The 26,551-nt window shown below is 75.2% G+C and carries 23 protein-coding genes and 5 pseudogenes; 21 read left to right on the top strand and 7 right to left on the bottom strand.

Annotation, left to right across the window (positions count from 1 at the left end):
• Positions 1-224: 224 nt before the first annotated feature.
• A complete protein-coding gene (locus tag UK82_RS09995; RefSeq protein ID WP_011607588.1) occupies positions 225-581 on the top strand; it encodes a WhiB family transcriptional regulator in 357 nt (118 codons plus the stop codon).
• 216 nt (positions 582-797) lie between these two features.
• Here the strand turns inward: UK82_RS09995 and UK82_RS10000 are convergent, their stop codons facing one another.
• On the bottom strand, positions 798-2,207 hold the full coding sequence (locus tag UK82_RS10000) for an ArsA-related P-loop ATPase (RefSeq protein ID WP_083507121.1): 1,410 nt from the start codon (positions 2,205-2,207) through the stop codon (positions 798-800).
• Entirely contained in the window at positions 2,204-3,271 is a 1,068-nt protein-coding gene (locus tag UK82_RS10005; protein ID WP_044883901.1) for an ArsA-related P-loop ATPase, read from the bottom strand. Before UK82_RS10005 ends, UK82_RS10000 begins: the two co-directional genes overlap by 4 nt.
• A gap of 107 nt (positions 3,272-3,378) precedes the next feature.
• On the opposite strand from UK82_RS10005, the gene UK82_RS32640 reads away from it, so the two are divergent.
• From UK82_RS32640 to UK82_RS36930, 6 genes and pseudogenes are all read left to right on the top strand, one after another.
• Positions 3,379-3,546, top strand: a complete 168-nt coding sequence (locus tag UK82_RS32640) for a DUF4177 domain-containing protein (RefSeq protein ID WP_095212072.1) — start codon at positions 3,379-3,381, stop codon at positions 3,544-3,546.
• A 1-nt stretch (position 3,547) separates the two neighbouring features.
• Entirely contained in the window at positions 3,548-4,024 is a 477-nt protein-coding gene (locus UK82_RS10010) for a RidA family protein (RefSeq protein WP_044883902.1), read from the top strand.
• A 79-nt stretch (positions 4,025-4,103) separates the two neighbouring features.
• Complete coding sequence (locus tag UK82_RS10015) at positions 4,104-5,069, top strand: NUDIX hydrolase (RefSeq protein WP_044884001.1); 966 nt, start codon at positions 4,104-4,106, stop codon at positions 5,067-5,069.
• 10 nt (positions 5,070-5,079) lie between these two features.
• Entirely contained in the window at positions 5,080-5,922 is an 843-nt protein-coding gene (locus UK82_RS10020) for an MBL fold metallo-hydrolase (protein ID WP_044883903.1), read from the top strand.
• A 495-nt stretch (positions 5,923-6,417) separates the two neighbouring features.
• Positions 6,418-7,832 (top strand): AAA family ATPase (locus UK82_RS36925; RefSeq protein WP_236705740.1); only part of this gene is annotated, 1,415 nt, incomplete at its 3' end.
• Position 7,833: 1 nt separating this feature from the next.
• Positions 7,834-10,206: pseudogene (locus tag UK82_RS36930) on the top strand (tetratricopeptide repeat protein); the annotation flags it as partial.
• Positions 10,207-10,456: 250 nt separating this feature from the next.
• On the opposite strand, the gene UK82_RS36935 reads toward UK82_RS36930, so the two are convergent.
• The 3 genes and pseudogenes from UK82_RS36935 to UK82_RS10035 all read right to left on the bottom strand — a co-directional run.
• Positions 10,457-10,709: Crp/Fnr family transcriptional regulator (locus UK82_RS36935; RefSeq protein WP_236705741.1), on the bottom strand; the 253-nt coding region annotated here is incomplete at its 5' end.
• Between the two features lies 1 nt (position 10,710).
• Positions 10,711-11,146, bottom strand: a pseudogene (locus tag UK82_RS36940) (cyclic nucleotide-binding domain-containing protein); the annotation flags it as partial.
• A 545-nt stretch (positions 11,147-11,691) separates the two neighbouring features.
• Entirely contained in the window at positions 11,692-11,928 is a 237-nt protein-coding gene (locus tag UK82_RS10035) for a hypothetical protein (protein ID WP_009741745.1), read from the bottom strand.
• A gap of 146 nt (positions 11,929-12,074) precedes the next feature.
• On the opposite strand from UK82_RS10035, the gene nth reads away from it, so the two are divergent.
• From nth to UK82_RS10055, 4 genes are read left to right on the top strand one after another with little or no spacing between them, the layout of a single operon-like run.
• Positions 12,075-12,809, top strand: a complete 735-nt coding sequence (gene nth / locus UK82_RS10040) for an endonuclease III (RefSeq protein WP_044883905.1) — start codon at positions 12,075-12,077, stop codon at positions 12,807-12,809.
• 5 nt (positions 12,810-12,814) lie between these two features.
• A complete protein-coding gene (locus UK82_RS36945; protein ID WP_236705742.1) occupies positions 12,815-13,777 on the top strand; it encodes a CoA pyrophosphatase in 963 nt (320 codons plus the stop codon).
• A gap of 37 nt (positions 13,778-13,814) precedes the next feature.
• Positions 13,815-14,279, top strand: coding sequence for a plastocyanin/azurin family copper-binding protein (locus UK82_RS10050; RefSeq protein WP_082121697.1), 465 nt, complete (start codon positions 13,815-13,817; stop codon positions 14,277-14,279).
• 18 nt (positions 14,280-14,297) lie between these two features.
• Entirely contained in the window at positions 14,298-15,482 is a 1,185-nt protein-coding gene (locus UK82_RS10055) for a MarP family serine protease (protein ID WP_044883906.1), read from the top strand.
• A gap of 6 nt (positions 15,483-15,488) precedes the next feature.
• On the opposite strand, the gene UK82_RS10060 is transcribed toward UK82_RS10055, so the two are convergent.
• Both UK82_RS10060 and UK82_RS10065 read right to left on the bottom strand, forming a co-directional pair.
• Entirely contained in the window at positions 15,489-16,403 is a 915-nt protein-coding gene (locus UK82_RS10060; RefSeq protein WP_055406959.1) for an alpha/beta fold hydrolase, read from the bottom strand.
• Positions 16,404-16,599: 196 nt separating this feature from the next.
• Entirely contained in the window at positions 16,600-17,151 is a 552-nt protein-coding gene (locus tag UK82_RS10065) for a phage holin family protein (protein ID WP_236705743.1), read from the bottom strand.
• 288 nt (positions 17,152-17,439) lie between these two features.
• Here UK82_RS10065 and UK82_RS32645 point away from each other — a divergent pair, with 288 nt between their 5' ends.
• The 10 genes and pseudogenes from UK82_RS32645 to UK82_RS36955 all read left to right on the top strand — a co-directional run.
• On the top strand, positions 17,440-18,540 hold the full coding sequence (locus UK82_RS32645) for a hypothetical protein (protein ID WP_055406960.1): 1,101 nt from the start codon (positions 17,440-17,442) through the stop codon (positions 18,538-18,540).
• 451 nt (positions 18,541-18,991) lie between these two features.
• Positions 18,992-19,169: pseudogene (locus tag UK82_RS42525) on the top strand (hypothetical protein); the annotation flags it as partial.
• 1 nt (position 19,170) lies between these two features.
• A pseudogene (ssd, locus tag UK82_RS42530) lies at positions 19,171-20,179 on the top strand (septum site-determining protein Ssd); the annotation flags it as partial.
• Positions 20,170-21,417 (top strand): TadA family conjugal transfer-associated ATPase, encoded by a 1,248-nt coding sequence (locus UK82_RS10080; protein WP_055406962.1) that lies wholly within the window; start codon positions 20,170-20,172, stop codon positions 21,415-21,417. The pseudogene ssd and the gene UK82_RS10080, both read left to right, overlap by 10 nt.
• A complete protein-coding gene (locus UK82_RS10085; protein ID WP_236705744.1) occupies positions 21,414-22,829 on the top strand; it encodes a type II secretion system F family protein in 1,416 nt (471 codons plus the stop codon). The genes UK82_RS10080 and UK82_RS10085 overlap by 4 nt, the downstream gene beginning before the upstream one ends.
• Positions 22,830-22,883: 54 nt before the next feature.
• Complete coding sequence (locus UK82_RS10090; protein WP_236705745.1) at positions 22,884-23,150, top strand: DUF4244 domain-containing protein; 267 nt, start codon at positions 22,884-22,886, stop codon at positions 23,148-23,150.
• A 27-nt stretch (positions 23,151-23,177) separates the two neighbouring features.
• The gene (locus UK82_RS10095) at positions 23,178-23,636 is read left to right on the top strand and encodes a TadE family type IV pilus minor pilin (protein WP_236705746.1); all 459 of its coding nucleotides are present in this window, start codon (positions 23,178-23,180) and stop codon (positions 23,634-23,636) included.
• Positions 23,633-24,106 carry an Rv3654c family TadE-like protein gene (locus tag UK82_RS10100; RefSeq protein ID WP_044883913.1) on the top strand — a complete coding sequence of 158 codons (474 nt, stop codon included), beginning with the start codon at positions 23,633-23,635 and terminating at the stop codon, positions 24,104-24,106. Before UK82_RS10095 ends, UK82_RS10100 begins: the two co-directional genes overlap by 4 nt.
• Before the next feature lie 311 nt (positions 24,107-24,417).
• Positions 24,418-25,068, top strand: a 651-nt coding sequence (locus tag UK82_RS36950; protein ID WP_396230510.1) for a serine/threonine-protein kinase, incomplete at its 3' end; no start/stop codon positions are given.
• A gap of 1 nt (position 25,069) precedes the next feature.
• Positions 25,070-26,526: pseudogene (locus UK82_RS36955) on the top strand (PASTA domain-containing protein); the annotation flags it as partial.
• Positions 26,527-26,551 lie beyond the last annotated feature (25 nt).

The following is a 26,551-nucleotide window of genomic DNA, read 5'->3' on the forward strand; positions in this document are numbered from 1 at the left end:
TACTCGACTCCCGCAGCGATACTGGAATGTCACCCATCCGACATACGGTTGTCACAGACCGCACTACTGAGGCGATCCGGATCAATGGCCCGGACTAGTCATTTGGACAACCACCCGTGTGGGGTCTGTGCCGTGGCCACGCCACTCCGTACGGTTTCGGGTCAACGCCACGTCACCACCCGCACGGGCCCCCTGACCCGGACTCGAGAAGAAAGGCAGGTGGCATGACCAGAAGCCTGGCCCCCGCCGTCAGCACGACCCTGCGCGCCAACCCGACCCACCTCGTGGGTTCCACCGTCGACGGCGACTGGACGGCACACGCCGCCTGTCGCGACCTCGACCCGGATGAGCTGTTCGTCCAGGGCGCCGCCCAGAACCGGGTGAAGACCCGGTGCTTCGGCTGCGCCGTCCGCACCGAGTGCCTCGCCGACGCCCTCGACAACCACGTCGAGTTCGGCGTCTGGGGCGGCATGACCGAGCGGGAGCGCCGCGCGCTGCTGCGACGCCGCCCGGACGTCACGTCCTGGCGCAAGCTGCTCGCCGACGCCCAGGCTGATCATCGATCAGCGTCCGCCGGATAGCCCGGACGGGGACGCTGCGCCCACCGAGCCGGCCCGGTCCACCGTCCGGCCCGACACCGCGCGGCAGCACACCCGCCCGACCACCGCATGACCGGCACGGGCCCACCAACCCGTGACCCGCACCCGATTCCGCCCGAGGACAGCGTCGTCCCGGTTCGGAACGCAGTCCTTTCCGCCGGCCCTGCGTCAGCCGACGCGGTATCAGCCGACGCGGTATCAGCCGGCCCGTTCCAGCCGCTCGACCCGAGCCAGCGCGTCGCCGATCTCACGCAGACCCGCCAGGTCGTGCACATCCTCGGACAGCGCCTCCACCTCCACCAGCGGGGTGTCGGGATGGGCGCTGGTGAACCGCTCCCGTAGCCGCGCCTCCCGGCTGGCCAGCCGCGCCCGCTCGGCGTGGATGCGCAGCACCGCCGCCGCGAGTGGATGCTCCCCGTGCTCATCGAGGTTCTCGGCGGCCGCCAGGCTGCGCTCGACGGTGAGCGCCGTCGCGTCGCTGTGGTGCATCCGGTTGACCACCAGCCCGGCCAGCGGCATCCCCTCCGCGTCGAGCCGATCGACGAAGTACGACGCCTCGCGCAGCGCCGCCGCCTCGGGCGCGGCGACGACGACGAACGAGGTGCCAGGATCGCCGAGCAGGCGGTAGGTCTCCTCCGCCCGGGCCCGGAAGCCCCCGAACATCGTCTCCAGCGCGGCGACGAACTGGCTGACGTCCATGAGGAGCTGGGCGCCGAGCACCTTGGTGATCACCTTGGTGAACATGCCGAGACCGGCGCCGAGCACCTTCGCGTAGGCCCGCCCGCCGGCCTTGGCCGGCGCGAGCAGCAGCCGCAGCAGCCGCCCGTCGAGGAAGGTGCCCAGCCGCGTCGGCGCGTCGAGGAAGTCCAGGGCCGACCGGGTGGGCGGCGTGTCGACGACGATGAGATCCCACTCGCCGCTCGCGTCGAGCTGGCCGAGCTTCTCCATCGCCATGTACTCCTGCGTCCCGGAGAAGGAGGACGACAGCGACTGGTAGAACGGGTTCGCCAGCAGCGCCTCGGCGCGCTCGGGCGTACTGTGCGCCAGGACGATCTCGTCGAACGTCCGCTTCATGTCGAGCATCATCGCGTCGAGGCGACCGCCGGCGGCGCCGTCGACCCCGGCCACCTCCCGCGGGGTGTTGTCGAGCGCGGTCAGGCCCAGCGACTGGGCGAGCCGGCGGGCCGGGTCGATGGTCAGGACCACCACGTCGCGCCCACGCTCGGCGGCGCGCAGCGCCAGCGCCGCGGCCGTGGTGGTCTTGCCGACACCGCCCGAGCCGCAGCAGACGATGATGCGCTCGGTGTCGAGCATCGCGTCGACGTCGAGCAGCGGCGCCCCCGCCGGGTGCGGCCGGACCCGGCGGGTCGCGGTCCCGGCGGACCGGCCCGCCGCCCGCCCCGTCGACCCGCCGGAGCGGCGACGCGGGCCCTCGCTCCTGGTCTCGTTCGCTCCGTTGCCCGCCTTCGCGGCGCCGGCCGCCTTCGCAGCGCCGGCCGTCCTCGCAGCGCCGGCCGCCTTCGCCGGTCCCGCCGTGGCCTTGGCCGATCGGGAACTCTTCGCCACCTGCGGCCGGTCGTCGCCGGACGTCGAACCCACGGCGCTCACCCCACCATCTGCTGCGCGCGCAGCATCTCCGCAAACCGGTAGATCGTGCCGACGTCGACCCCGTCCGCGACCAGCGGTACCTCGTACACCGGGCGGCCGAGCGCGGCGATCTCGGCCCGTTCGGCCGTCTCCAGCGCCACCCGGTCGGCGTGCTGGGCCGCCTCCCAGGCCAGCGCGTCCACCAGATCGCGGGTCGGTTCCAGACCCGCCTCCTTGATCCCGGCGGCGAGCTCCTCCCGGTCGAGCTCGCCGCGGCGGGCCAGCCGCGACTGGCCGACCTTCAACAGGGGCGAGCGGGCCATGTTGACGATCACCCCGCCCAGCGGCAGCCCGACCCGGGTGAGCTCGGCGACGCCGTCCACGGTCTCCTGGACGGGCATCTCCTCCAGCAGCGTCACCAGGTGCACGGCGGCACGTTCGGGCCGCAGCACCGCCATCACGCTGTCGGCCTGGGCGCGGATCGGACCCATCTTGGCCAGCCCCGCCACCTCGGCGGTCACGTTGAGAAAGCGGGAGATCCGCCCGGTGGGCGGCGCGTCCAGCACGACCGCGTCATAGGCGAGCCCCCCCGGACGGGTGGCGTCGGGGCGGTTGACGGCCTCCTTGACCTTGCCGGTCAGCAGCACGTCGCGCACCCCGGGCGCGACCGTCGTCGCGAAGTCCACCGCGCCGATCTTGCTCAGCGCCTTTCCGGCCCGACGCAGGTTGTAGAACATCTCCAGGTATTCCAGCAGGGCCTCGTCGGCGTCGATCGCGAGCGCGAACACCTCGCCGCCGCCGGGCGCGCTGGCCACCTTGCGCTCCTGGTAGGGCAGCGGCGGGGTATCGAACAACTGTGCAATCTGCTGGCGCCCCTCGACCTCGGTGAGCAGGATCCGCCGGCCGCCGGTCGCCAGCGCCACCGCCAGTGCGCCGGCCATCGTCGTCTTGCCGGTTCCGCCCTTGCCGGTGACGATGTGCAGCCGGCGATCCCACGGACCGCTCGCCTCGTCGTCGGAGTCCTCGGTCACCGTGCGCTTGCCACTCACACGCTCGACCGTACCCGCGCGCCCGGCCCCCGCCATGTCGGAAGCCGTGAGCTCCCCCGCGGCGGGCGCCCGCGGACCGAACGAGGCCGTCGTCCCCCGCGGTGTCCGGGGCGGGGAGACCGGATGCTCTAAGGTCCGGTGTCATGCAGACGAAGTGGGAGTACTTCACGGCCCCGTTGCTGATCCACAACACCAAGCAGATCCTCGACACCTTCGGCGAGGACGGGTGGGAGCTGGTCCAGGTCATCCCCGCTCCCACGAACCCCGAGGGCCTCGTCGCCTACTTCAAGCGGCCCAAGGGCCAGGCCTGACTTGACCAGCCCGAGCGCCCGCCTGGCCGAGCTGGGACTGACGCTGCCGCCGGTGGCCAGCCCGGCGGGCGCCTACCTTCCCTCGATCCGCGACGGCGATCTGGTCTGGACAGCCGGGCAGTTGCCGCTGGTCGACGGGCGGCTGGTCGCCACCGGCCTGGTCGGGGAGGCCGTCGACGCCGAGCGGGCGGCGGAGCTGGCGCGGATCGCGGCGCTCAACGCGCTGGCGGCCGTCGCCGCGCAGGCCGGCGGCCTGGACGGGATCGTCCGGATCGTGAAGCTGGTCGGGTTCGTCGCGAGCGCCGCCGGGTTCACCGCCCAGCCGGTGGTCCTCAACGGGGCGAGCGAACTGTTCGTCGACGTCTTCGGCGACGCCGGCCGGCACGCTCGTTCGGCGGTCGGGGTCGCCGCGTTGCCGCTGGGCGCGCCGGTGGAGGTCGAGGTGGTGGCCCGGGTGGCGGCCCTCGCCCGGGACTGAGCGGACCCGCCGGGGCCAGGCGGCGAGGTCCGACCTCGATCGGCGGCGGCCACCGGTGGTCCTCACTAGCATCGGCCTCATGGTCGATCACAAGGCTGCCCTGCTCGCCCGGCTGCAACGGTCGCTGGTCGTCGTCCGCGATCCCGCCGGTCCCGGCGCCGCGGCGGGGGCACCGCGGCCGCCGGTGGGCTCGTCGGCGCCCGTGCGCGATGCCGCCACGGTCGTCCTGCTGCGCGACGCTCCGGGCGGTCGAGGCATCGAGGCGTACTTGCTGCGGCGGGTGACAGGGATGGCGTTCGCCGGCGGGATGTACGCCTTTCCCGGCGGCCGGGTGGACCCGACCGACATGGGGCCGGATGTGCCCTGGGCCGGGCCGCCGGTCACCGAGGTGATGCACGCACTCGACGCGGACCCCGCGCTCGCCCGGGCGCTGGTCTGCGCCGCGGTGCGCGAGACCTTCGAGGAGTGCGGCGTGCTGCTGGCCGGTGCCGTTCCCCGGGATCCAGCCGACGGGACGGCCGCTGCGCCGAGCCTCGACGAGACGGCCCGTGCCGAGGCCCGCCGGGCCCTGGAGCACCACGAGCTCGGGCTGAGCGAGCTGCTGCGCCGCCACGACCTGGCGCTGCGGGCCGACCTGCTCGCGCCCTGGGCCCGGTGGGTCACCCCGGAGATCGAGCCTCGGCGCTACGACACCCGGTTCTTCGTCGCGGCCCTGCCCGGCGGACAGTCCCCCGAGCAGCCCTCCCGGGAGGCCGACCGGATGGAGTGGATGCGGCCCGTCGACGCGCTCGAGCGGCACGCCGCCGGCGCGCTGGGCATGCTGCCGCCCACCGCGTTCACGCTGGCCGAGCTGTCCGAGCACGACGACGTCGCGTCGGTCCTTGCCGCCGCCCACGCCCGCGACCTGTCGCCGATCATGCCGAAGATCCTCGTCAGCGGCGGGGAGGCACACCTGCTGTTGCCGCACGACGAGGCGTACGACCCGCCGGGCGGCGGCGGACCGGGCGACAGCGGACCGGGCGACAGCGGACCGGACCAGCGATAAGGCTTCAGTCATGACGACTCCTCGACAGGTCACCCCGCTGGCCGCGGTGCTGCTCGCCCCGAATCCGGGTCCGATGACGCTGGACGGCACCAACACCTGGCTGCTGCGCGCCGCCGGCGAGCAGGGGTGCGTGGTGGTGGATCCCGGGCCCGACGACGCGGGGCACCTGGCCGCGGTGGCGACCGCCGGCCGTGTCGAGCTGATCCTGCTCACCCACGGGCACGCCGACCACAGCGCCGGCGCCGCCGCGCTGCACCGGCTGACCGGCGCCCCGGTCCGCGCGCTGGACCCGGCGCACCGCCTCGGCTCGGAGGGGCTCACCGCCGGCGACGTGATCGCGACCGCGGGGATCGAGCTGCGCGTGCTGCCCACCCCGGGCCACACCTCGGACTCGCTGTCGTTCCTGCTCAGCGGCGACGAGCGGCCGGCGTCGGGCCCGCCCGCGGACGCCGCCGGCAGCGCCGGCCTGCCGTCCGGGCCGGGGGTGCTGACCGGGGACACGATCCTCGGTCGCGGCACCACCGTCGTGGCCCACCCCGATGGGCGGCTCGGCGACTACCTCGACAGCCTGCGGCTGCTGCGGGAGCTGGGGGAGACCACGGTGCTGCCGGGGCACGGCCCCGAGCTGCCCGCCGCCGGCCGCGCCGCGGAGCAGTACCTGGCCCACCGCCGGGGCCGCCTGGACCAGGTCCGCCGCGCGCTGGCCGACGCCGGGGTCGACGCCGCCGAGGCCGACCCCGCCGACGTGGTCCGCCGGGTGTACGCGGACACCGACCGGGCGCTGTGGTTCGCGGCCGAACTTTCCGTCAGGGCCCAACTGGACTACTTGCGGCAGCATCCCGACATCCCCTGAACGAGCCAGGCACTTCGGGTTGGTCCCCGTGCTCGCGACCCGTGACATATCCTCACGGCGGCCGTGAGCGGGGCCACCCGTTCGGCACTCGCGGGCCAGCGGCCCCGGCCCGGGCCCTCCCAGCCCCACCGCGGGCCGCTGACCAGGCAGATCAGGGAGTCCGGCTGCGGCGGGACGGCACCCGATCGAGCCTCGCCGCGCCCGGCGACGCGGGGCTGGACGACCCCGGTACCACCGGGAGGCACCAACGCGGCCGCGATCGGTCACCCGACCGGAGGGGATGCCGGGAAGGAGACCCAGACCACTAAACTCTGGCGCGGAGGGAACCGATCGTGCGCAAGATGACGACTTCGACCAGCCGGAGGCCGAGCGGCCGGTCCGGGGCGGCCTACGGCCACCCGGTCGGGCGAGACGCGGCGCCGGTGCTGCCCCTACCCCGGGAGGCCCGCAGATGAGGGTGCCCGCGCGATCCCCACGCCCCGGGCGGCGGCGACCATGGTGATCTCCGCACCGCACACGGGGCCGCTGCGCTGCCCCCGGTGCGGCTCGGCGGCCGTCCCCGGCGGACGGTTCTGTTATCACTGCGGCCTGGAGTTCACCCAGGCCGAAGCCCCGGCGTCCGAGGTCCCGGAACGGCGCGTCGTCACCGTACTGTTCGGCGACCTGTCCGACTTCACCGGCTGGGCCGACAACCGCGACCCGGAGCGCGTCGGCGAGATGACCGACCGGGTGCTCGCCGCGCTCGCCCACGAGATCGACGAGGTCGGCGGGCGCGTCGACAACCTCACCGGCGACGGCATCATGGCCGTCTTCGGCGCGCCCACCGCCCACGAGGACGACCCGGAGCGCGCGGTGCGGGCCGCCGCCGCGATGCAGGAGACCGTCCGCCGGCTGGTGCAGGACACCGCCGGTGACAGCGCGGAGGGCCGCCTCGGCCTGCGCGTCGGGATCAACACCGGCGAGGTCCTCGCCGGGGTGCAGGCGGCCATCTCGTACACGGTGATCGGCGACACGGTGAACACCGCGGCCCGGCTGTCGGCCGCGGCCACGATCGGCACCGTCTACGCGGGCCGCGAGACGGTGCTGGCGACCCGGTCGGTGGCGAGCTGGCGTGAGCTGCCCGACCTCGTCCTCAAGGGCAAGCGGGAACCGGTGCCGGCGTACGAGCTGATCAGCCTGCGCCCCTCCAACGTCGCCCGGCCGGGTCTCGCCGACGACGCGCCGTTCCTCGGCCGCGACGCGGAGCTGGCCGCCCTGGAGACGCTCTTCGCCGAGGTCGTCACGCGGCGCTCGCCGGAGGTCGCGCTGATCGTCGGCGAGGCCGGGATCGGCAAGACCCGGCTGGCCAGCGAGCTGGCCAACCGGGCTGAGCGGACACCCGGCACGGTGGCGCTGTGGGGACGCACGGTCCGTCACGGCGACGGCCGCGGCCTCGCGCCCCTCGTCGACGTCGTGCGCAACGCCTGCGGTGTCACGGACGGCGACTCGCTCGACCGGGTGGCCGACCGGGTCCGGCGCACCGTGGCGGGGCTGTCCCATCCCCTCACCGGGGCGCGGCTGCCCGCCGGCATCGCCGACCGCTTACTCCTGTTGCTCGGCGTGCCCCTGGACCGGCGGTCCACCATCCCGGCCACTACCCCGGGTGATCCGGCGGCCCGCGCCTCCCACATCGAGGAGGCCGAGCAGCGCGCCGTGGAGGCGACGGTGGAGGCCGTCGCGCTGCTGCTCAGCGCGCTGGCGCGGTCCGGGCCCATCCTGGTGCTGATCGACGATCTGGAGTGGGCGACGAGCCAGCTCAGTGACGCGATCGGCCGGCTCGCCTCGCGCCTGTCCGGGCCGGTCCTGCTCGTCCTGCTCGACCGGGCCGGACCGCGCCTGGCCACCCTCCCCCGGATCCGGCGCATCGACCTNCAGTCGCTGAGCACGGAGGCGTCCAGCCTGCTGTTGCAGAGCCACCTGCGGGGCAAGACGCTGGAGCCGCACACCCGCGACGACCTGCTCGCCCGGGTGCACGGCAACCCGTTCTTCCTCGTCGAGCTGCTCAACCTCCTCATCGACCGGCGGCTGCTGCACCCCGGCGACGGCACCGGCGACGGCGAGCAGGCCGAGCTGGTGCTCGACGGCTCGTTGGCCGAGACCCCGTTGCCCGCCGGCGTGCAGTCCGTGCTCGCCGCCCGCATCGACGATCTGGACCCGGTCGCCAAGGCGGTGCTGCGGGCCGCGGCGGTGCTCGGCCGGCGCTTCCCCGCGGAGGCGCTGCCGATGGTCGACGAGCGGCCGGCCGAGGAGGTCACCCGGGCGCTGGAGGTCCTGACCGAGCGCCAGCTCGTCCGCCCGCCGCGGGCCGCCGAGACCCGCTGGCGCTTCGTCCACCCGATGGCCCGGGACGTCGCGTACGCCGGCCTGCCGAAGGTCGAGCGGGCCCGCCGGCACGCCACGGCTGCCCGCTGGGGCGTCACGGCGATGATCGGCAGCTCCCGCTCCGTGTCGACCTTCGTCGCCGGCCACGCCCTGCGTGCCTACGACCTGGCCGCCTCGATGGGCCTGCCGCCGGGCGACCCGGCCTGGTCGTCCCGGATGTCCGGGTTCCACGCGCATGTCCGGCTGGCCCGGGCGGCGCTCGCCCGCGACGACCACCGGACCGCGGCCGACCTGCTCGCCCATGCCCGCCGGCTCGGCCGGGGCATGATCGACACGCAGGAGGACAACGTCGTCCGGGTGCTGCACGCCGAGGCCCTGGTGGGGCTGCGTCACCTCGACGAGGCCGAGCGCACCCTGCGACCGGCGCTGCGGGCCGGCGCCCCCGCCCGGCGCGCCGCCGCCTTCTCCGTGCTCGGGGAGCTGCGCCAGAAGCAGGGCCGGACCGAGGAGGCGGCCCAGTGCCTGCTCACCGCGCTGAAATCGGCCCGCCAGGCCGGGGACGAGCGGGCTACGGCCGCGGCGCTGCGCCGGCTCGGCATGCTGGAGTACAACGCCGGCCGGATCGGCGCGGCCGAGGACCGGTACCGCGAGGCCCTCACGATCGCCCGCCAGGTCGACGACCCGCGCGGCGTCGGCTGGGCGTTGCAGCACCTGGCCTGGAGCGCCACCACCCGCGGGGACTACCCCCGGGCCGAACGGACGCTGCGTGAGGCGTCGGCGGTGTTCGAACGGCTGGAGGACACCGGCGGGCTCGGCTGGTGCCGGGGCACCGAGGCACTGGTGCTCCTGCTGTCCGGCCAGCTCACCCGCGCCCGCAAGCTCACCCGCGAACTGATCGAGATCGCGGGTTCCGTCGGCGAGCAGTGGGGCATGGGTGTCTGCCTGACCGTGGACGCGATCGCCGCCGCGGAGCTGGGGGACATCGCCGCCGCCGAGTCCCACGCGCAGCGGGCCACGGAGCTGTTCGAGAACTCCGAGTACACGTGGGGATCGATGCTGGTACTGGTCGCCCGGGGGCTCGCCGCCCGCGGCGCGGGCGAGCCGGCCCGCGGGGCGCGGTACCTGGAGCAGGCCTGCGACCAGGCCGCCGAGCGCGGCCACGTGGTCGTCGGCGCCCTGGCGCGGGTGCTGCTCGGGCTGACCCTGCTCGACGCCGGCGAGGTCGACAAGGCCGCGCAGGCCGCTGAGATCGCCCTCACCGACCTCGAGCACCTGGAGCTCCACCCGCACGCCCAGCTCGGGGCGAAGGTGCTCGTCGCCCAGATCGCCCGCGCCCGCGGCCGGACCAGGGCCGCACTGGACCTGCTTCGGGAGGCGCTGTCGGCGAGCGAGCCGGCGACGCTGATGTTCCCCCGCCGCCAGGCGTACGCGCACCTCGCCGGCATCCTGCTGGACGCGGGCCAGCCGGCCGAGGCGCTCGAGGTCGCCCGGCGGGCGGTCGCCGTGGACGCCGAGGACGTGCGCGCCCAGGTGCTGGGCTACCGGGCGCTGGGCACGGCGCTCGTGGCCAACGGCGATCTTGAGGGCGGCCGCGGCGCCTACCTGCGGGCGCTCGCGGCGGCGACCGCGACCGGCGCCGTCAGCGAGGCGCCGCAGACCCGGCGGCTGCTGGCCAGCCTGCCGCCCAGCGGGGGCCCCGCCGGGGCCGGCGGCCCCGCGGGCAGCGGTGACGGGCCGGCCGGCGACGCAGGGCCCACCGGCGGCCCGGACACGGGCGTCCCCGCCGCGGCGGACGCTCGGTCGCGGCGCGCGCAACCGGCCGCGGCACAGGCGCAGGAACGCCCCCTGCCGGGGACGGCCGCGGACGCCGACCACGCGCGGGCCGCGTCCCCACCGGCCGCGGTCGCGGGCAGCGCCGGCTGACCTGCGGGGGCGCCGTGAGGTGACGTCAGGGGCCGGCGGGCGGGTCGTCCATCGGGGGCGACCCGCCCGCCGGCACGGTGTGCGGGCGTATCGCGGGGCGCGGATGTATCGCGGGGCGCGGATGTAGGGCTGTCGGGCTGGGCGCGGGCGATGGGACGGGCGTCTGGCTGCGCGGACGGGCGGGCGGCTGGGCGCATGCACCTGCGGGCCGTCCGGGCGGACCCGGGACGGCGCGTGACGAGCGCCGGGACTAGCGGGCTCGGCGGGACAGCCGTTCGCGGTCCAGCAGCACGACGGCACGGGAGTCCAGGCGAAGCCAACCACGGGTGGCGAAGTCGGCAAGCGCCTTGTTCACCGTCTCCCGGGAGGCGCCGACCAACTGGGCCAGCTCCTCCTGGGTGAGCCCGTGCTCGACCCGGACACCGGCCGCCTCGTTGCCGGGCTGCGCCGGCTCACCGAACCGCTCCGCCAGGTCGAGCAGGGCTTTCGCCACCCGACCCGGANCGTCCGTGAACACCATGTCCGCGACGTTGTCGTTGGTACGACGGAGCCGACGGGCGAGCACGCGCAGCAGCATTGCGCCCGCCTCGGGGCGGGAACGCAGCCAGGGCCGCAGCGCGGTGTGCTCCAGCGACAGCAACGACGCATCCGTGACCGCGGTCGCGGTAGCCGTGCGTGGACCGGGGTCGAACAACGAAAGCTCTCCGAAGAGGTCACCAGGACCCATTACGGACAGCAGGTTCTCCCGGCCGTCAGCCGACTGACGCCCTATCTTCACCTTTCCGGACAGGACCACGAAGACCCGATCACCGACATCTCCTTCTCGGAACAGCACGTCCCCGCGGGTGACGTCCTGCCGATCAAGATGGTCGGAGAGGGCCAGCCGGTCCTGTTCGGAGAGCCCGACGAACAGCGGTACGCGGGCAAGCAGATCCTCCACGGTCCTGAGCATGCCAGGACTAGCGATGGAGGGCACGAGCAGGGACCCCCTGCAATGAAATTGCTCCATGCAGGTGAACGTGGAGCGACCGACCGTGCGCCGTTCGCGAGAATCCGCCCTTGATCAGGCACTTCCGGATGCCACGTCCGGGTGTTTTAATCCCCACCACCGCGCCTCGCCACGGGCCGCGGGAGCCGTCTCGCCCGGACGGGCCAGGTGGGCACCGGGTCCATCGGCCCAGCCGCCGGCGGGCCGATGGACCCGCCCTCGGTGTCCGAGGGGACGGCCGGGGGCCGCCGGGGCCTTCGGCCCGGGTCCCGCGGGACTCCCCGCCCGGCGTCGCTTCCCCACAATGCCCGCCGCCCGAGCCCCCCACCTGCGGCAACGCCCGCAGGCGGCGGACTGGGCGGAAAAGCCGTCGGATGCGCCGCCCGCCGCGCACCCATACCCGGACCGTTGATGGCGCGCGGCGGGCGACATGTGGTATACGCCAGTACCGGCCATCCACCCGGCACCGGAAGAACGGCCGAAGGCGCGCCGGGGCATCAGGCCGCCCGATGCTTGCCGGGCGACGGGCGGCGCAGCCGGCGCCGGTACCGCTCGAGCGCGGCGGGCAGGCCCTGTTGGACGAAGGTGTCGACCTCGTCCGGTTGGGCGTTGTCGAGGAAGCCCTCCAGTCCCTTGCCCGTGTCGGCGGCGTTCAACGGGCGTTCCACCCGTTCCATCGCCAGCAGAAGTCCGAGAAGCACCAGAGGAAAGAAGATCGCGGCAATGACAAACATGACTCCCCCATGGTGGCCGACGGGCGATCGGCAGACGCACCGGGGGTGGGTGTGTCGCGGATCGGGTTGCCGAGGCCCGTCATGACCACACGGCACGCCCACCGGTGCCAACCAGGCCGGATCGGCCGGCGGATACGCTGCGAGACATGCCCGCCGCCGTCGACACCGCGACCGAGACGCCGCTCGCGAAGACCCGGCGGGCCCGGCGGATCGTGCGTCTGCTGGGCGAAGTCCACCCTGATGCCCGCATCGCGTTGCACTTCGACAACGCTCTCGAGCTGCTGGTCGCCACGGTGCTGTCCGCCCAGTGCACCGACAAGAAAGTCAACGAGGTCACGCCGGCGGTGTTCGCCAGGTATCGGTCGGCCGCGGACTACGCGGCTGCCGACCGGGCCGCACTCGAGACGCTGCTGCGGCCGACCGGGTTCTTCCGCGCGAAGGCGAACTCGCTGATCGGCATCGGCGCGGCGCTCACCGAGCGCTTCGGCGGCGAGGTCCCCCGCCGGCTCGACGAGCTGACCACCCTGCCCGGCGTGGGCCGCAAGACCGCCAACGTCGTCCTCGGCCACGCGTTCGACACCCCGGGCATCACCGTGGACACCCACGTCGGGCGCCTGTCGCGCCGCTTCGGGCTGACCGCCGAGACCGATCCGGTCCGGGTCGAGGCCGACCTCGCCGCGCTCATCGAGCGCCGGGAATGGACGATCGCCTCCGATCGGATGATCTTCCACGGCCGGCGTTTCTGCCACTCCCGCCGACCAGCGTGCGGCGCCTGCGCCCTGGCCCGACTGTGCCCCTCGTTCGGGCTCGGTCCCACGGAGCCGGACGAGGCCGCCAAGCTCGTGCGGGGAACACGCGGCGACATCGAAGCCTTGCGGTGAAGGAGATGTCCACACCTTCGCCTGCTTCCCCCGACGCGCCCTGCCCCGTTCCCCCCGACGCGACGGCGCCGCCGGGTGCCGCCCCGCCCCCCAGGATCGCCACCCCGGCCGAGGTCGCCAGTCCCGTCGAGGTCGCCCGCCCCGGAGAGATCGCCCACCCCGGAGAGATCGCGCCCTCACCCGCGGTGCCACGTCCGCCGGGTCCCGCCGACGTCGCCCCCGCCGGAACCGCCCCCGCTGGCACGTCCACACCGCCGGCGTGGCTGCGCACGCTCGCCGACCGGCTTGGGGACGCGTTGATGACCGGCCGGACCCGCCCGGGCGCGCGCGCCGTCGACGCCCGGCCGGCGGCCGTACTGATCCTGTTCGGCGACGGCCCGGACGGACCGGACGTCCTGCTGCTCGAACGGGCGGCCGAGCTGCGCAGCCACGCGAGCCAGCCCGCGTTCCCCGGGGGGGCTGCCGACGCCACCGACGCCGACCGGGTCGCCACCGCGCTGCGGGAGGCCGCGGAGGAGGTCGGCCTCGACGCGGCGGGAGTCGAGGTGCTCGCCGTCGCCTCGCCGCTCTACCTGCAGGCCAGCCACTACCTCGTCACCCCGGTGCTCGCCTGGTGGCACACCCCGTGCGCGGTCGCGCCCGTCGACCTCGCCGAGACGTCGTTCGTCTCCCGGGTGCCGCTGGCCGAACTCGCCGACCCGGCCAACCGGGTGATGCTGCGCTACGCCCAGGGCGGCCTGCTCAGTCCGGCGTTCCGGGTCCACGGCATGCTGGTCTGGGGCTTCACCGCCGGCATCCTCGACATCCTGCTGCGGCTGGGAGGATGGGAGCGCCCGTGGAACCGTTCGGCGGTGGTGGACTACCCGCTCCCGCGTGAGGTTCCCGCGGCTTCCCCACCGGCCAAGCCGGCCACACCGGCCACACCGTCCCCACCGGCTCCGCGGCAACGCTCGTCGAGTACGCCCTGAGCCGGCCGACCGCGCCCCGACACGAAAGGCACCACCGATGACCTGCACCGCGGACCGCGACCAGGCGGCCCGCCCGTCGGACCTGGGCTCGCCCCACCAGCGAGCGTCCCGCGCGGCCGCGCTGCTCGGGCTGGTCCTTGCCGTGCTGCTGGGCGTGGCGGGCTGCGGCGGCGACGGCGGCGGCAGTCCGTCCGCCGGCCCCACGCTCAGCGCCACCCGGGGGGCGGACGGCGTCCAGGTGTTCGCGGTCACCGGCCTGCCGAGCATGAAGTTCTCCGCCACGGAGCTGCTGGCGAAGCCCGGGAAGATCCGCGTCGACTTCTCCGTGGCGCAGGGCTCGGCGCCACACAACTTCGTCGTCCCGCGCATCCCCGCCGCGCACACCAGCATCGTCTCCGCCGGTGAGTCGCAGAGCGTCACCTTCACCGTGACGGAGCCGGGTGACTATCCGGTGGTCTGTACCCTGCATCCCAACATGACGGCCACGCTGAAGATCGCCTGAGTCCGGGCCGACCCCGCCGTGCCCAATGTGCTCGACGTCGTCCTGCTGGTGCTCGTCGTCCTGTTCGCGGTCTCCGGCTATCGACAGGGCTTCCTGGTGGGCGCCCTGTCGTTCGTCGGCTTCCTGGGCGGCGGAGTGCTCGGCGCGAAGATCGCGAAACCGTTCACCGAGCTGATCGGTCAGCAGGGCCACGGCGCGCTGGTCGGCCTGCTCGTCGTGCTCGGGCTCGCCCTGGCCGGCCAGGTCGCCGGCACGGCGATCGCGGTCGCGCTGCGCGATCGGTTGACCTGGCGGCCCGGTCGGGCCGTCGACGCCGCCGCCGGGGCGGTGCTCTCCGGCGTCTCGGTGCTGCTCGTCGCCTGGCTGCTGGCGAACGCCGTCGAACGCTCGCCCTTCGAGTCCCTCGCCCGGTCGGTCCACGACTCCCACGTGCTCGCGGCGGTGGACGCCGGCATGCCGGACGGGGTCCGCGAGACCTTTGCCGACCTGCGCCAGATCGCCGACGACAAGGCCTTCCCGGAGGTCTTCGCCGGCCTCGGGGGCGAGCGGATCATCGCGGCCGGCCCGCCGGACCCGACCACCACCCAGGCCGCCGGGGTGCAGTCCGCGGCGGCGAGCATCGTGAAGATCCGCGGCGTCGCCCGGTCCTGCGACCAGCGGGTCGAGGGATCCGGCTTCGTGATCGCCCCCCAGCGGGTCATGACCAACGCCCACGTGGTGGCCGGCGTCCGCCACCCGACGGTCGTGCTGTCCACCGGCACCCTGCCGGCCGAGGTCGTGGTGTTCGACCCGGACCGGGACGTCGCCGTGCTGCGGGTGCCGGACCTGCAGCGCCCCCCGCTGCGGATGCGGGCCAGCCCGCCGGCCGCGGCCGAGGAGCCGGCGGTCATCGCCGGGTATCCCCAGGACGGGCCCTACACCACCGTGGCCGCCCGCGTCCGCAACCACCAGCGGGCCCGGGCGGCGAACATCTACGAGCACGGCACCGTCGTGCGCGACATCTACGCCGTTCGCGGCCGGGTGCTACCGGGGAACTCGGGCGGCCCGCTGCTTGCCCCGGACGGGACCGTGCTCGGCGTGGTGTTCGCCGCGGCCATCGGCGACGATGACACCGGGTACGTGCTCAGCGCCGCCGAGGTCGCGCAGCCCGCCACGGTCGGCAGCGTCGCGGTGACGCCGGTCAGCACGCAGGGCTGCGACTGACGGTCCTCAGGAGTCGAGCCAGGTGAGCAGCTCGGCGTTGACGAGGTCCGGGACCTCCTCGTGCGGGAAGTGGCCGACCTCGCCGTGCAGTTTCCAGGTGTAGGGACCGCTGACGTAGCGCCCGGATCCCTGGGCGGTGGACGGCAGGAAGCAGCGATCGGCCGCACCGTGGATCTGCAGCGTGTCGACGTGCAGGGAGCGCCGCAGCACGCCGGCGAACCGCGCCCCGTCCGGCCGGAACAACGAGCGGAACACCCATCGGTGGTACTCCAGGGCACTGTGCGCCACACCGGGGATACGCATCGCTGAGCGGTAGCGCCGCTCCGCCTCGGCGTCGGGATAGCCGGGACCCCCCCACGCGCGCAGGAGGGCCGCGACCCGGACGGCATCCCTGGCGACCAGGGCACGTTCGGGACGCCAGGGCAGTTGGAAGCCCGCCATGTAGCGGCTCGCGGCGCCCTGGCCCCGCGGGTCCGCCGCGATCTGGTGACGCAGCCGCAGCGGGTGGGGCATCGCCAGAACGGCGAGGCGGCGGACGACCATCGGATGGCGGGTCGCCGTCGTCCAGCCGAGCAGTCCGCCCCAGTCGTGGCCGACGACGACGGCGTCCTGCTCGCCGAGCGCCCGGATGAGGCCGGCCACGTCGTCGGACAGGGTGAACGCGTCATAGCCTCGCGGCGGTTTGTCGCTCGCCCCGTATCCGCGCAGGTCCGGGGCCACGACGCGGTAGCCCGCCGCGGACAGCGCGGTGAGCTGGTGGCGCCAGGCCCACCAGAACTGCGGAAAGCCGTGCAGCAACAGGACCAGGGGACCGCGGCCGAGCTCGGCGACGTGCAGCCGGGTGCCGTTGGCGGACACGTCCCGATGCCGCCACGGCCCGTCGATCAGGACGCTGGCGGGCTCGGGAACGGTGTCCTCCATCGCCTGCCAGGATGGCAGACCGCTCCCCACTGTGGGCCGGCGGTGGTCCGGTCAGGACGGGGCGTGACCGGGCTGGCGGCTGCTGCGGCGGACCGCTCCGGAGACTCCTCTCCGCGCCCCAGCGACCCCGGCGACCTGGCCGACCCCGGCGACCCCGGCGCCCCCGGCAACCTGGCCGACCCGGCCGACCCGGCGATCAGGAGGGGAGGCGGTGCGGGGCCAGCACCGCCCCGCCAGGCCCCGCCGGAGTGGGGCCCTGCGCGTCGCCTGAGACCGCCGGCCCCGCGGAGGCCACCCCGGATGCCGGGTTCGTCGGGGCGGCCGATGCCGATGCCGGTGTGGCAGTCGGATTGCGCAGCCAGGAGATGTCGTCCCGGACGGTCTGGATGGTCCGTTCGGGCGGGGAGAGCCGGCGGAACCTGCGGATCGCGAACAACGCCAGCAGACCGGCGACCACCAGGTACCCCGCCGCGGTGAGCAGGTACGACCAGTACCGCTCGACGCCGGCCCAGGTGATCAGCTCTCCCAGGAAGATCGTGACGGCGATCAGGGCACACAGCCCGAGCCCCGCCGCCACCGCAAGGCAGGCCACCCCGAGCGCGGCCGAGACGGCCTGCCGGGTCAGCTCGGCCTTGGCGAGGTCGATCTCCTGACGGACGAGCAGCGAGACATCGCGGGTGGCCAGCGCCACCAGCTCGCCCAACGAGGGCTCCCGGCCGTTGCGGGCCTTTCCGGCAGTAGTCGACACCCTTCGTCCTCCCTCTGGCCCGCGACCGGACCGGTGTGGTCGGGTCGCGAGGCCCATCGCCCCGCCCAGGGTGGTCCGCGCCGGCGGCGGACCGGGAGACCCGACCGGAGACACCCGGCCCGAACCTCTCGCCAGTCGCACCGCCGACATACCTCCCGGCGGACCGGCGCACAGTCCGCCGTTCCCTTTCCTGCTGCGCAGTGTCCCCCGGGCGGACGCTCCCAGGGGGAGAACGACGCGGTTGTGCTCGTGTGACGCCTCCGACGGCCGGCTGGGCACCGACTCCGGATGGCGCGGACGGGTACCGTGCCAACCGTGAACCCCCGCCCGTCCGGATCAGTCCTCGCCGCCGACCCGCTCGCCCGAGTCGCCGCCCTGCCCGGGGTGCGCGAGGCGGCGGACAGCGCCCGCGCGGCCGTCGACGCGCTGCTGCGGCACCGCATCCTGCGCCGGCAGAGCGCCGCCGTGACCACAGAGGCATCCCTGCGGGCGGCCCGCGCCTCGGCCGCCCTGGAGGGGCACGAGATCAGCCTGGAAGGGCTACGCGGCTACCTCTCGGGCGCTGGCACCGACGCGCGGCCCACCCCGGCGAGCGAGGGCCGGTTGGCTCCGGACCCAGCGGCACCCAACCCGGCGGCACCCAACCCGGCGGCACCGGACGCGGCGGCACCGGACGCGGCGGCACCGGACGCGGCGGCGCGGACGTTCCCGCCGGCCGTCGGTGTTCCGGCCGACCTTCGCTCCACCGACTCCCTGGACCTCTCCTCCACCGATCTGCCCTCCCCCGTCGTGTTGGGGACGGTCCGCCTCTACGCCGAGCTCGGGGTGCTCGGGCCGGCCTGGGAACGGGCACCCCGGCAGGCACTCGCGCGGATGCACGTCCTGGTGGGGCGCGGCTACCTGCCCGACGACCTGCTCGGTCGGCCGCGGGCCGACGCGGGCACCCGTGAGCTGCTCGACCCGCTTCGGCTCGGTCCGCCCCCGCACTCGGTCGAGACCTCCGTGCGGCTGGATGGCCTGACCGGGCTGCTCGTCACGCCGACCACGGCGCCGGCCGTCGTGGTGGCCGCCGTGGTGCACGGGGAGCTGTTGGCGCTGCGGCCGTTCGGCGCGCTGGACGGTGTCATCGCCCGGGCCGCCAGCCGGCTGGTCCTCATCAGCCGCGGGCTGGACCCCAAGGCCCTGACCGCCACCGACGTCGGGCATCTGGAAGTCGACCACATCGACGATCCGGGGGCGCCGGTCCTCGGCTACCGCGACGCCGCCGCCGCCTACGTCGGCGGCGGGGCGCAGGGGGTCGCGACCTGGGTTCTGCACTGCGCGAAGGCCCTCGAACTGGCTGCCCGGGAGTCCCTGGCTGTCTGCGAGGCGCTCGCTCGCGACACCTGATCACTCCCGCGGCCCTTCACCGGGCCCCCCGCTTGGGGGATGCGTCCCGCGATCGGCGGGCACGCCCCGAATTCGCACAAGGTGCGGTTTCACGTGGGCGCCCTCGGGTATCTCCTGGCATGTCGGACCTGGCGGCCGGAGAGCCGCGGGACCCGGCCCAAGACGGGCAGCCTCCACCTGGGCCATGTCCCGAGGCGACCCCCGCACTCCCCCCTGCGGGGGTCGCCTCGCCCATTCCGTCCTTCCCCTGTTTGTCGTCGGCTCCGCCGCTTCCTCGCGGCCACCGACCGACGCGGCCCCGGGCAGCGGCGAGTTCCCGGCATCAGGCCAAATCCTCTATGACACCACGGCGAAGCCCTGTGGAGAGCGCTCATCCACAGGGCCCGCTTCGGCGCATGGTGGGCCACGTCCTCCCCTCCGACCGGGAATCGAGCCCGCCATGCCCCCCGCCATGCCCCTGCTCACCCCCGCTGACGGCCGCGACGCGCGACCGCTGATCGTGACCGGCGTCCCGGACCTGCTCGACGACCTCCTGCGCCTGGCCGCGGCCGCCGGCGTCACGACGACGGTCGCCACCGAGCCGGGCGCGCTGCGCCGCGCCTGGGCGGCGGCGCCGCTGGTCGTCGTCGNCATGGACCGCGCCGAGGCGTGCATCGCCGCCGGCCTGCCGCTGCGCCCGCACGTGGTCCTGGTCGGCGGCCACGTCGAGGACGGCCGAGTCTGGTCCGCTGGTACCCGCATCGGCGCCGATCACGTGATCTTCCTGCCGGAAGCCGAGCTCTGGCTGATCGACGCCTTCGGTGATCTCGACGGATTCGGCCCACGCGAATCGGTGACGATCGGGGTGGTCGCCGGCCGGCGCGGCAGCGGCGCGTCGACGCTCGCAGTCTCGCTGGCGCTGTCGGGCCTGCGCCACGGCCTGCGCACAATGCTGATCGACGCCGACCCGCGGGGCAGCGGGGTGGCACCCGGCTTCGCCCGGCTCCTGCCGTCCGCGGCTGATCCCCCGCCGGGGGCCGCCGACCGGCGGCCGACGGATCCCCTCCCCCCGCCGGACGCGGTGCCCCCGGGCAAGCTCGGCGGGAAAGCGCCCCCCTCCTGGTCGGGTCCGCCGGCGGGGCACGGTGACCTGGCGGTGGTCTCCTGGGATCTCGGTGTCGGGCCCGACGTACCGGTGGGACCGATGGTCACGCTGCTCTCGACGGCCCGGTCCACCTCGGATCTGGTGGTCGTCGACCTGCCCTGGCAGCAGGACCCGGCCGCCGCCCTCGCGCTCGGCTCCTGCCGGACGGCGCTGGTGGTGCTGCGGGCGGATCTGGCGTCCGTCATGGCTGCCGAGCGGGTCTGCGCGACGGTCGGGCGACGGTGCTCGGACGTGCGAGCGGTCGTACGGCAACGCCAGTCGGCCGGGCTCGCCCCCACGGCGGTCAGCGAGATGCTCGGAGTGCCGCTGGCCGGGGTGATCGCCGATGCCCGCCGGCCACCGGCCGCGACTTCGGCCGGCGCCGACGCCCCGCGGAACGCCGACGCCCCGGGACCGCTCGGCGACCGGCTGCTGGCCCGGCTGGGGCTCCTCCGGTGGCCGACCACCCCGCAGGCGCCGGAAGGCCCGAGCACGGAGCCTCAGACATGGGCGTGACGGCCCGGCGGGGTGGCGGGCCGTCAGCCCGGGCCGGGCAACGCCGGGTGGCGGCGGCGCAGCCGGTGGCCGGGGAGCGGGCGGCGGGTACGGGGCGTCGGGAGGCAGCGGGCCCGCACGAGCCGGAGTCGGCGACCACGGAGCCCCGCGGCGCCGGCCCGCTCGGCGCCGGTCCGCTTGATCCTTTCCTCGCCGATCCGGACGTCACCGACGTGCTGGTGAACGCCCCCGACGAGGTCTGGGTGGAGCGGCGGGGCCGGCTGGCGAGGACGCCGGTCACCTTCGCCGATGAGGATGCGGTACGCCGCCTCGCCGTCCGGCTCGCGGCGGCCAGCGGCCGGCGGTTGGACTCCGCCATGCCCTTCGCCGACGTCCTGCTGGGCGACGGCACCAGGATGCACGCCGTCCTCGCGCCCACCGCCGTGCGCGGCACCTGCCTGTCCCTGCGGCGCCCCCGGCGCCGGCCGTTCACCTTTGACGAGCTCGTGCTCGCCGGCACGCTGAGTCCCACGGTGGCCGCGGTGCTCCACGCCGTGCTGCACGCGCGGCTCGCGGTCGTCGTGACGGGCGGCACCGGCACGGGCAAGAGCACGCTGCTCGCCGCCCTGCTGGGCGCGGTGCGCCCGGGCGAACGCATCGTCCTCGTCGAGGACACCGCCGAGCTCGCGGTGAGCCGCCCCGGCCTGGTCCGGCTGGAGGCCCGACCGCCCAACATCGAGGGCGCCGGCGAGGTGACCCAGCGCGAGCTGGTCCGGCAGGCGCTGCGGATGCGGCCGGACCGCCTCGTCGTCGGCGAGGTCCGCGGCCCGGAGGTGCTCGACCTCCTCGTCGCCCTCAACACCGGGCATGAGGGAGGCCTGAGCACCGTGCACGCCAACGACACCGCCGCGCTGCCCACCCGGCTGGAGGCGTTGGCCGCCCTCGCGGGGCTCTCCCGGGCGGCGGTACACAGTCATGTCGCCGCAGCCCTGCACGCGGCCGTCCACCTGCATCGGGATGTGGACGGCCACCGGCGGGTCCGGGCGGTCGGCGTGTTCCGCCGGGCACCCGACGGTCTGGTGCAGGTCGTACCCGCGTTGGTGGCGCCCCCGCCCACCGGCCGGCGGGGAGCGCCGCGGCGCGGCGAGGGGCCCGTGGCCGCGGAGGGGCTGCCGCTGCTGAGAAGCCTGTTGGACGCCCGCGGGGTGAGCCTGCCGGGGTTCCTCGACGCTGCCGCACCCGCGGGGAGCCTGCCTTGATCGCCCCGGCGGGCGTCGTGGGCCCGGTTGCCCACGCCCGCCGCCGCGGCCCGGGCGGGACCGGGAGGACCCGGCGGGCTGCGGCGGTCGCCGCAGCACCCATCGCCATGCCGGGCAGCGCCGTGCTGGGCATCGTCGCGGTGGTCGCGCTGGTCTCTGTGGTCGCGGTGACCGTCGGACCCGTCGCCGCGGCGACCGTCTGCGTGGCGCTCGGCTGCCTGGCACGGGCCGTCCGGCGGGAGCGGGCGCGGCGACGGCAGGCAAGGGTGCGGGCCTGCGCGGAGGACTTCCTCGCGGCCTTCGCGGCGGAACTCGACGCCGGCGGTCCGCACGGGAACGCCCTGCGCGCGGCCGCGCGCGGCATCGACGAGCTCGGTATCGCCCCCGACCACCATCCCGGCTGGATCCCGCTGGACCGGCTGGCCGACACACTCGCGGGACCGGACGACCCCGGGGTCACGCTGTGCCGCAACGAGGCCGGCGCCGTCCGCCAGCTCGGCATCGCCTACCAGGTCTGCACGATGGTCGGTGCCCGGCTCGCCCCCGTCACGACGATGCTGGCCACGCTCGCCAGGGCCGACGCCGTGCGGGCGGGGGAACTGGCCGCGGCGCTGGCCGGCCCGAGGTCCTCCGGGCGGCTGGTGGCCGCCCTCCCGCTGGCTGGGATCGCACTGGGCTCGCTGGCCGGTGCCCAGCCGCTGCACACGCTGCTCGCCACCCCCGCCGGCAACGCCTGCCTGCTCGCGGGGGGCCTGGCGGATCTGGCGGGCCTGCGCTGGCTGCGGTCCTTCGCGGACCGCGTCGAACGGCGGGTGGCCCCGGTGGCGATGGACGCCGCCCGGACCGGTGGCCCGACCGGTGGCCCGACCAGCATCGCCTCCGGGCGCGAGCGGCTGCTCGCCGACCTGCCGCTGGCCCTCGACCTGATCGCGGCCTGTCTGCGGGGTGGCGGGACGGTCGTCTCCGCCATGGTGGCCGTTGGCGCCGCCAACGGCGGCGTGCTGGGCCGGGAGCTGCGCCGCGCCGCCGAGGAACTGGCGGCGGGGGCCGACGCGCTCGCCGCCTGCGACCGGCTGGTCGCTGCCACCGTCGCGAGCGGCCGCGCCGCGCGGCTGGCGCGGCTGGTGCGGCGCGATCCGCGCGCGTCGCCGGGATCACGCTGGACCGCGATGATGCGAGCAGCCGTCGCCGCCTTCGACCGGGCTCAGACGTCCGGGGCGAAACCGGCCGCCGCCCTCGTCCGGCTCGCCCAGCGGGCCCGCGACGAGGCCCACGCGGAGAGCATCGCCGCCGCCCGCCGGGCCGGCGTGCTGGCCGTCGCGCCCCTCGGACTCTGCTTCCTGCCGGCCTTCCTGCTGCTCGGCGTCGTCCCCGTCGTGCTCGGGTCCCTACCGAATCTGCTGCCGGCGTAGCCGCGCAGGCACCACCCGATCCAACCCTGCCCCGTTGTTCCGGAGGTGTCCCTGATGTTCCCGTCGAGGATGTTCCCGTCCCCGCCCCGCCTGCCCCGCCTGCCTCGCGGTCTGTTCGTCCGGGCCGCCTGCCACCGGATCCTCGCCGGTCGCCGCGGCGGCGCGGGCGGCCGCGACCTGGGGATGTCCACTGCCGAGTATGCGGTCGGCACGCTCGCCGCAGTCGCGTTCGCCGGTGTCCTCTACGCGGTCGTGTCGAGTTCCGCGACCCGCTCGCTGGTCTCGTCGGTCGTGCAGCGCGCGCTGACCGTCTCGTTCTGAGCGGCTCCAGTGCGATGGTCCGGGGCGGTGCCGTGCGGGCGCCGCGCACATCCCCTCCCCCATCCGCCGACCGTCGCCCGGCACCGGCGGGACATCACCCGCGGGGCGGACAGCGGTCAGGCGACCGCCGAACTCGCTGTGGGCCTGCCCTCGGTGTTCGTCGCCTTCTTCCTCGCGGCCTGGATGCTCGCGACGGTCGGCGCGCAGGCCCGGTGCGCCGACGCGGCGCGGGTCGGCGCCCGGCTCGCGGCCAGGGGCGAGGCGCAGGCGACGGTCTCCGCCGCGGTGACCCGGGCGGCGCCTCGCGGCGCGACCCTCCGGCTGCACCGCGATGCTGACCTGCTGGACGTCGAGGTCTCGGCGCCGGTCGGTGCCGCCGGCCTCGGGCGGCTGGTGCCGGCACTCGTCGTGACGGCGCACGCCGTCACTCCCGTCGAACCGGTCGCCTGCACGGCGCCGGACTGCGCGCCGCCGGGGCCACCGTGACCACGGATGGCCGCCATCCCCGGCCGGAGGGCCTCGCCGCCCCCGCGGCGACCGGGGAGCCGCGGGACGACGGATCGGCGACGGTGTGGCTGCTCGCCGTCCTGTTCGCGCTGCTGTCGCTGGCCGGACTCGCCTTCACCGTGACGGTGATCGGCGCGTCGCGACAACGGGCCGCGACAGCCGCCGATCTCGCGGCGCTCGCCGCGGCCGCCCTGCCCCCGGTCGACGAGCAGGCCGTGTGCGCGCGGGCCCGGGAGATCAGCGCCGCCAACGGGGCCCGCCTGGTGGACTGCCGCATCGTCGCCGACGCGGTGGAGATCGCCGTCGGCGTGCACCTGCCGGCGGTGATCGGCAGGCTGGGCGATCTCAGCGTCCACGCCCGGGCCGGCCCATGGGGCGGCGCGGCCGGCGCCTACCTGCCGACGTCCCAGGAAGCGAATGGTCAGGAGCGGGCCCCCGCTCCGTCCTGACCGCTCCGTCCTGACCGGTCCGGGCGTCCGAGCTGGCGTGTGTCACGTTCACGACAGCCCTGCCCCGTTTCCGCAACCGATGGGGATCGCCCCGCGTCGATGACTCCGCAATGGCGTGCCGCCCGACGCGCCGACCGGAGACCGGAGGTCGCATGGACGGATGCCGGAGCGCCGAGAAACCATCGTCCGCAGCCCCGGGTTCTCTGGGCGGCCGCGCCGCGCCGCCGACCAGCCCGCGCAGCGGCGATGGTCCGCCGGCGGACGGGCCACCGCTGACCGCTCCCCCTCCCGAGCTCGCCGGCCGGTCGGAGGTGGCTGCGTTGCGGCCTGGGGATCCGTCCGAGCTGGCCGGTTACCGCGTTGTCGGCCGGCTCGGCGAGGGCGGGATGGGCACCGTCTACCTGGGCCGCACGCCCGAAGGACGGCTCGTCGCGATCAAGGTGATCCGGGCCGACATCGCCGCCGTTCCCGCGTTCCGCGCGCGGTTCCGCCGCGAGGCCGAGGTGGGCCGCCGCGTCGCCCGGTTCTGCACGGCGGAACTTCTCGACGCCGTCGACCCGCCGGACGGGCAGCCCTTCATCGTCACGGAGTTCATCGACGGCCCCACCCTGGCAGAGGCGGTGAGCACCGGCGGACCGCTGGGCGCCGCGGACCTCGAACGGGTCGCGGTAAGCGTCGCCGCGGCGCTGACCGCGATCCACGGGGCCGGTCTCGTCCACCGCGATCTCAAGCCGTCGAACGTTCTGCTCTCGTCGTTCGGGCCACGCGTGATCGACTTCGGCATCGCCTACGCGGCCGACTCCACCCGCGTCACCCAGGATTCGATCGTCGGCACACCGGCCTTCATGGCGCCCGAGCAGATCCGCGCGGACGGCATCACCAGCGCCGCGGACATCTGGGCCTGGGGCGGTCTGGTGGTCTTCGCGGGCACCGGGCATCCCCCGTTCGGGGCAGGCCCGGCCNCCAGTCAACTGTTCCGGATCATGCAGACGGATCCCGATCTGGAAGGCCTCGGTCCGGCTCTGGGCGCCGTCGTACGGCAGGCCATGAGCCGCGATCCCCGAGCCCGGCCCACCGCCGACGAGCTCCTGCGACGCCTGGTCACCCTCGGCGCCGCGGTACCTTCGCCTGCCGGCGCGGCACAGGACAGCGCCGCACAGGACAGCGCCGCACAGGACAGCGCCGCACAGGCCGGCAGCCCCGCCACTGTGGGCCCGGACCTGACCGCGCTGGAGCGCCTCGTCACGGACGCGGCGCTCCCGGGCCTTCAGGAGCTCCTGGAGCCCTCGCAGGTACCCGACCCGCGGGCCGTCCCACCGCATCCGGAGTCCGCCGCGCCGCGACCTGAGCGCTCGGCACCCGCCGAGGCCACACCGCCCGTCCGTAGGGCCTTCGCGTCCACGCGGGTGCTTGTCGCCGTGGCGCTCGGCGTACTGGTCACCCTGCTCGGTGCCTGGCTCGTCGTCCAGGCGGACGGGCATGACCGGACCGCCGCCGGGACATCCAGGCAGACGGACACCACTGTTCCGGACGATCTGATCGGGCTCCCGTTCCACGAGGCGGCGACCCGACTGCGCGCGGCCGGGTTCCGTGCCATCCGGGAGGAGACGCGCGCCGACGCCCACCCGCGCGACAGCGTCCTCTCCGTGAATCCGGTGAGCGGGTCGCGGGCCGACGCATCCACCACGGTGACGTTGGTCGTCTCGACCGGGCCGACGAACGCGCAGGTCACGATCCCCCAGGTCGTCACGCCGGGCGCCGGGCCGGACGATCAGGACGACCCGACCGCCATCCCCGACATCGTGGGACGCGGTGCCGACGCGGCGGAGCAGGAACTGCGCACCGCCGGGTTCACGAACATCACCAGAAGTTACCGGTCCGCTGACCAGCCTGCGGACATCGTCCTCGCGGTCGACCCGACCAGCGGCACCCGGGCGAGCCGGAACGCGGCCCTACGGATCGATGTGTCGACCGGCCCGGGGCACACCACGATCACCAACGTCGTCGGCTGGTCAGAGGTGGACGCACGGTCCAGCCTGGAGACCGCCGGGCTGACCGTGGTGACCCGGACGGACTCCGGTCCCTCGGGCGTGGGGCCGGGTCTGGTCGCGAAGGTGCAACCGCCGGGCAACACTCAGGTCGCCTATGGAACGACGGTCACGATCACCGTGGTGAGCCGCCAGGTCACGGTGCCCGACGTCGTCGGTCAGGATCGCGCCACGGCCACGGAGACGCTGCGCGGCCTTGGTCTCGACGTCGTCGAGGAGCCCCGGCCGGGAAACGAGGCACCGGGGACGGTTGTCTCCCAGCAGCCCCGGGGGGGCGTCGTCGCCCGCGGCACGGCAATCACGATCATTGTCGCGCAGGCGCAAGCGCCCGACCACACCCCGGCATCCACCCCGCCGGCTTCCCCCTCCTGACCACTGTCTCCGAGTGCAGCAGCAC

Source organism: Frankia sp. ACN1ag (assembly GCF_001414035.1).
In the GTDB taxonomy this organism is placed as follows: Bacteria; Actinomycetota; Actinomycetes; order Frankiales; family Frankiaceae; genus Frankia; species Frankia torreyi.

Coding starts and splice junctions, on each gene's coding strand:
- UK82_RS09995 (WP_011607588.1), top strand. CDS start 225: ATGACCAGAAGCCTGGCCCCCGCCGTCAGCACGACCCTGCGCGCCAAC.
- UK82_RS10005 (WP_044883901.1), bottom strand. CDS start 3,271: ATGGCGGGGGCCGGGCGCGCGGGTACGGTCGAGCGTGTGAGTGGCAAG.
- UK82_RS32640 (WP_095212072.1), top strand. CDS start 3,379: ATGCAGACGAAGTGGGAGTACTTCACGGCCCCGTTGCTGATCCACAAC.
- UK82_RS10015 (WP_044884001.1), top strand. CDS start 4,104: ATGGTCGATCACAAGGCTGCCCTGCTCGCCCGGCTGCAACGGTCGCTG.
- UK82_RS10020 (WP_044883903.1), top strand. CDS start 5,080: ATGACGACTCCTCGACAGGTCACCCCGCTGGCCGCGGTGCTGCTCGCC.
- UK82_RS10035 (WP_009741745.1), bottom strand. CDS start 11,928: ATGTTTGTCATTGCCGCGATCTTCTTTCCTCTGGTGCTTCTCGGACTT.
- nth (WP_044883905.1), top strand. CDS start 12,075: ATGCCCGCCGCCGTCGACACCGCGACCGAGACGCCGCTCGCGAAGACC.
- UK82_RS36945 (WP_236705742.1), top strand. CDS start 12,815: ATGTCCACACCTTCGCCTGCTTCCCCCGACGCGCCCTGCCCCGTTCCC.
- UK82_RS10050 (WP_082121697.1), top strand. CDS start 13,815: ATGACCTGCACCGCGGACCGCGACCAGGCGGCCCGCCCGTCGGACCTG.
- UK82_RS10060 (WP_055406959.1), bottom strand. CDS start 16,403: ATGGAGGACACCGTTCCCGAGCCCGCCAGCGTCCTGATCGACGGGCCG.
- UK82_RS32645 (WP_055406960.1), top strand. CDS start 17,440: ATGGCGCGGACGGGTACCGTGCCAACCGTGAACCCCCGCCCGTCCGGA.
- UK82_RS10080 (WP_055406962.1), top strand. CDS start 20,170: ATGGGCGTGACGGCCCGGCGGGGTGGCGGGCCGTCAGCCCGGGCCGGG.
- UK82_RS10090 (WP_236705745.1), top strand. CDS start 22,884: ATGTTCCCGTCGAGGATGTTCCCGTCCCCGCCCCGCCTGCCCCGCCTG.